The following is a 1088-nucleotide window of genomic DNA, read 5'->3' on the forward strand; positions in this document are numbered from 1 at the left end:
ATTCGGCTACTATTATTTGGGTGGTAAGTAAAAATTTAATAGGTTAAGGCTCCGGAAAATTGATCTTCCGGAGTTTTTTTAATGCGCAATAGTAGTGCAATTTTTGCCCAAGTGTCACAATCAGTTGACTAAATCTCAGTGAAAGTGCAAAATTTTAGAGTTAGTTTTATTCAGGAGAGAAGAGAAACGTGACTAAAAAAATCGGACGTATCATTCTGATTGTGGTGATGATAATGTTGGTGATTGGCTTGTCGTTGGTAACGATGTCGGCCTCGCCAGTGTATCGCACCAATCAGTGGGTGGATACGAATGCAATGTTTTCAATGGGCCGGGCGTTGGCTTCGGGGATGGTGCCGTATCGTGACATTGTCGAGCAACGTGGTCCGTTGATGTTTGGTTTGTTTGCTATCGCGTCATTTATTTCAAAGACGAGTTTTATCGGCGTGTTTGTTATCGAAGTGATTAACGCTTTGATTGTGTACTTCTTTGCAAGCAAAATCGCTGCGTTTTATTTTGATAATAAGAACGTTGCTAGCGTACTGGGCTTGTTAGGACCAGGGGTGATGGTGGGTACGCACGCCTTTGAATTAGGTGGCGCACCCGAAGAGTTTGCCTTCCCGGTTATCATGGGCTTCATTTATTTAGCGTTCTTATGGCAACGCCAAAACAAGCAGTTGCGCCCATGGCTGTACCTGATTGCCGGCTTTGGTTTGTTTTATGTCTTTTGGGTCAAGTACGCCATGATAGGTGCATTAATTATTTTCTTCCTATACGTAGGCTTTGGTTTGTTAACTGATCGAAATTGGCGTGGCCTACTCACGGCAGTTGGTCTGTCGTTACTTGGCTTCCTTGTGCCATCGGCGGTGATGCTGGGTGTCTTTTACCAACACCATGCCTTGCAATCGTTGATTGATGTATATTTCAAAATGAATATGATGGCGTATGGCGAAAATCAAAATGGCATGATCTCACAGTTGGTGAATTCGCTGGGCTTGTTTGCGGAACCGATTAATCAACACTGGCTAATTACAGCGATTACAGCAGTTGGCTTGGTTCTGACAAAGATTGGTCGCCAACGAAGCATGTTG

1 pseudogene is annotated in these 1088 nt (G+C 43.8%); it reads left to right on the forward strand.

From position 1 onward, the window contains the following. Positions 1 to 188: 188 nt before the first annotated feature. Positions 189 to 1088: pseudogene (locus WEIDD23_RS11930) on the forward strand (hypothetical protein); the annotation flags it as partial.

The organism is Weissella sp. DD23 (assembly GCF_001579105.1).
Taxonomy (GTDB): Bacteria; Bacillota; Bacilli; order Lactobacillales; family Lactobacillaceae; genus Weissella; species Weissella cibaria.